Here is a 3165-nt window from a genome sequence, read left to right as displayed (position 1 = left end):
GATCAGATTATTGGCGGTTAGGTACAAGATTGCCCTGCCTAATATCTATCGCAATGAAGTTAACAAAGGATAGCCTTATCCGGAGGTTGACACAGAAGAATCCTAAGCTTCTATTTTACAATTTCAGCTTTGCGGATATAGATATTTTTTGACGGCCAATCCCCGTCATCAACAGGTTGTTGATTGATCAGGTCTACTACATCCATCCCTTCTATCACTCTCCCAAAAGGAGTATAATTCCCATCCAGGTGATAAGAACCCGGTTTTGTTACCACAATAAAAAACTCATACGGACTTGCTAGCATATGAGGATTGTCCATCTCACTGCTTGGCATAGAGATAGTACCGCGGTGGTGTCTATACCCTTTCCGTGTGTCTGGCGGTAAAAGATACCGTCCAATTTCTCTTCGTTTCTGAGCGGTTTCTTTATTATCTGCATTTCCACCCTGAATAATAAAGTCCTTTACCACTCTGTGAAACATCGTATTGTTAAAATATCCCTTTTTGGTGAGGTAGATAAAATTAGCCTTGTGATAAGGTACATTGTCATATAGCTCTACAATAAAACTTCCCAGACTTGTGGTTACTTTAACTTTGGTGGTAGGGAGTCCTTTTTGATAATTAAAAAAGAAGTCGATCGCATTTTCTTCAGTCAATACAAAAGGTTCTTGCTCGGAAATTTTTACGGAGTCGGTTGCCTGGACAGCGCTGGTTTTTGTCAACACACTGTCCTTTTCAACAGTTATAGATTGCTCCCCTGATGTTTTAGTGCTTTCACGGCAGGCAGCTAACAATATTAATAGTATAATTGCGGTGTATTTCAATTTTTGAATGCTCATGGATTTTACAAAATTTACCGAACAGATCCCAAAAATAAAAAATCTGCCACTACCAGGAAGGGCTGCACACTATAAAATGGCCCCAGAAGTGCGTATCCGTGAATTAGAGGCAGGAACAATTGTTAGAAAAAACCCTAAAAAGGCCGGAGTAATGGTACTTTTTTATCCCAATGATAAGTATGATACCCAGGTGCTGCTAATATTAAGACGTTCCTATGAAGGCGTACATTCTAATCAGGTGGCTTTTCCGGGAGGGAAAGAAGAAAAAGAAGATTCTTCAATTTTATCTACTGCTTTGCGCGAGACCTTTGAAGAAGTTGGGGTAAAACCGGAACGTGTAGAAGTGATCAGAGAAATGAGCGAAATATATATTCCACCCAGCAATTTCTGGGTCCATCCCTACGTGGGGCTATATAAAAATCCGGAGCCTTTTATTTTGCAACAGGCTGAAGTGGAACAACTTATTGAAGTGCCTCTGATGCATGTTATGGACGACAGTTTTTTAACGTCCCAAACCCTTTCTACCTCTTATGCCAAAAATATTGAAGTTCCGGCATTTCATTTAAATGGTTTTACGGTCTGGGGGGCAACGGCCATGATGTTAAATGAGATAAGGGAATTAATTAAGCAGGTGGTATAACCCTAATTTTGTAGTTTTGTAGCCTATGCCAATACTAAAAAGAAATCCATTTGGTCATATCCTCTTCCTGAAAGTATGGTTGATCAGGATACTTGGACTTATGACCCACCAGCGTTACAAAGGATTCAATACCTTGGAGATAGATGGTTCTGAAGTAATCCGTAATTTACCGGGGACCGGAGTTCTTTTTGTGAGCAATCATCAGACGTATTTTGCAGATGTGGTTGCCATGTTCCATGTGTTCAATGCCAGTTTAAGTGGTCGAACAGACTCTATTAAGAACGTTGGCTATCTCTGGAATCCCAAGCTGAATATTTACTATGTGGCCGCGGCTGAAACCATGAAAAAAAGTTTGCTTACCAAGATCCTGGCGTATGTGGGTTCTATCAGTATTGAACGTACCTGGAGGGCACAAGGGCAAGAGGTGAACAGGCAGGTAAAAATGAGCGATATTTCTAATATAGGGAAGGCTTTAAATGACGGATGGGTAATTACCTTTCCACAGGGGACCACTACTCCATGGAAACCGCTCCGCAAGGGAACTGCCCATATCATTAAGAAATACAAGCCCATAGTTGTACCTGTGGTGATCGATGGGTTTAGGCGCTCTTTTGATAAAAAAGGACTGCATGTAAAAAAGAAGGGTATTCTCCAATCTATGGTGATCAAGGAACCCCTTGAGATCGATTACGAAAACGAAACTGTGGAGAGTATTATAGAGAAATTAGAGTATGCCATTGAACAGCATCCATCATTTTTAAAGGTAATTCCCCAAGAGGAGCTGTTGGCCTATGAAGAGGCCAATAAACAGCGTAAATGGCGTAAGAAAAAAGCTTAAATCTCCAGGCGTTTTAATTCGCTGTAATTCTTATCTAATTTTCGCAGCAACAAACCGTAAATTAAAAAGTAGATGAGTCCCAGGAAGGCGGTACACAGTATACCCATAGCAATGAGTATTCCCGCAACCACCCACTTAAGATTATCGATGGGTTGTTCTAAGGCTTTCTTCTCCATGTTGAGGGCGTGAACAAAAGTATCCCCATCACTAAAGGCAATGCCTACGGCTATAAGTAAAAAGCTGATCAAGAAAACTGAAAGTGCAAAAATGATATAGTTTTTTACTGTTTTTCTTGTTCTTATTATCTTATGCATCAGATCACGAGCATTATCACGCGCTGAGATCTCCCTGTATCGCTGGTAAAATTGATAAATAAAGTAGATAACTATAGGATACGGTGCCACCGTGATTCCCCACATTATGTTCTTTAGGCCAAGGGTTTCATAAAATTCCATACCCTCCCGGGCAACAGGCAGGAGATAGAGTACATGTGGGAGTACAAATTCTATAACGCTGATGATAAATATCCATTTCACAATGGAAGAAGACCGTTTCCAGATCATCCCGTATAAATCATCGTAGGATAATTTTGGGAGTTTGGATTCCCTGCTTTTCCAGTCTTTTTTCAGCAATTCTAATTCGTCCATCATCGCACTATGGATTAAGAATTGTTTTTAATTTTGTTTTGATCCTATTCATTTTAACTCTGGCGTTTACTTCACTGATCCCTAAGGTATCCGAGATCTCATTGTAATTTTTGTCCTCCAGGTATAAAAACACCAGGGCTTTATCTATGTCGCCTAATTGTTTGATAGCCTTATACATAAGTGTTAAATGCTGCTCCTCTG

Annotated in this window: 5 protein-coding genes; 2 read left to right on the top strand and 3 right to left on the bottom strand. The window is 40.2% G+C overall.

The genetic code is table 11. The annotated features are described in order from the left end of the window. Positions 1 to 110: 110 nt before the first annotated feature. Positions 111 to 839, bottom strand: a complete 729-nt coding sequence (locus WBM49_RS02825) for a peptidylprolyl isomerase (protein WP_424370546.1) — start codon at positions 837 to 839, stop codon at positions 111 to 113. On the opposite strand from WBM49_RS02825, the gene WBM49_RS02820 reads away from it, so the two are divergent. Together WBM49_RS02820 and WBM49_RS02815 are read left to right on the top strand one after the other, a co-directional pair. Beyond that, positions 838 to 1479, top strand: a complete 642-nt coding sequence (locus WBM49_RS02820) for an NUDIX hydrolase (protein ID WP_424370545.1) — start codon at positions 838 to 840, stop codon at positions 1477 to 1479. The two genes, WBM49_RS02825 and WBM49_RS02820, sit on opposite strands and share 2 nt — an antisense overlap. A gap of 25 nt (positions 1480 to 1504) precedes the next feature. Next, positions 1505 to 2317 carry a lysophospholipid acyltransferase family protein gene (locus WBM49_RS02815; RefSeq protein WP_424370544.1) on the top strand — a complete coding sequence of 271 codons (813 nt, stop codon included), beginning with the start codon at positions 1505 to 1507 and terminating at the stop codon, positions 2315 to 2317. Here WBM49_RS02815 and WBM49_RS02810 read toward each other — a convergent pair. Beyond that, positions 2314 to 2967, bottom strand: coding sequence for a hypothetical protein (locus WBM49_RS02810; RefSeq protein WP_424370543.1), 654 nt, complete (start codon positions 2965 to 2967; stop codon positions 2314 to 2316). The genes WBM49_RS02815 and WBM49_RS02810 overlap by 4 nt on opposite strands. A 4-nt stretch (positions 2968 to 2971) precedes the next feature. Beyond that, positions 2972 to 3165 (bottom strand): RNA polymerase sigma factor (locus WBM49_RS02805; protein WP_424370542.1); only part of this gene is annotated, 194 nt, incomplete at its 5' end.

Source organism: Muriicola sp. (assembly GCF_049669965.1).
Taxonomy (GTDB): domain Bacteria; phylum Bacteroidota; class Bacteroidia; order Flavobacteriales; family Flavobacteriaceae; genus Muriicola.
The sequence above is the reverse complement of the archived record's forward strand: the minus strand, read 5'-3'. Positions and strand labels throughout refer to the sequence as shown.

What these genes read in the sequence shown, in the direction of transcription:
- WBM49_RS02820 (WP_424370545.1), top strand. Translation starts at nt 838, where the DNA reads ATGGATTTTACAAAATTTACCGAACAGATCCCAAAAATAAAAAATCTG.
- WBM49_RS02825 (WP_424370546.1), bottom strand. Translation starts at nt 839, where the DNA reads ATGAGCATTCAAAAATTGAAATACACCGCAATTATACTATTAATATTG.
- WBM49_RS02810 (WP_424370543.1), bottom strand. Translation starts at nt 2,967, where the DNA reads ATGATGGACGAATTAGAATTGCTGAAAAAAGACTGGAAAAGCAGGGAA.
- WBM49_RS02815 (WP_424370544.1), top strand. Translation starts at nt 1,505, where the DNA reads ATGCCAATACTAAAAAGAAATCCATTTGGTCATATCCTCTTCCTGAAA.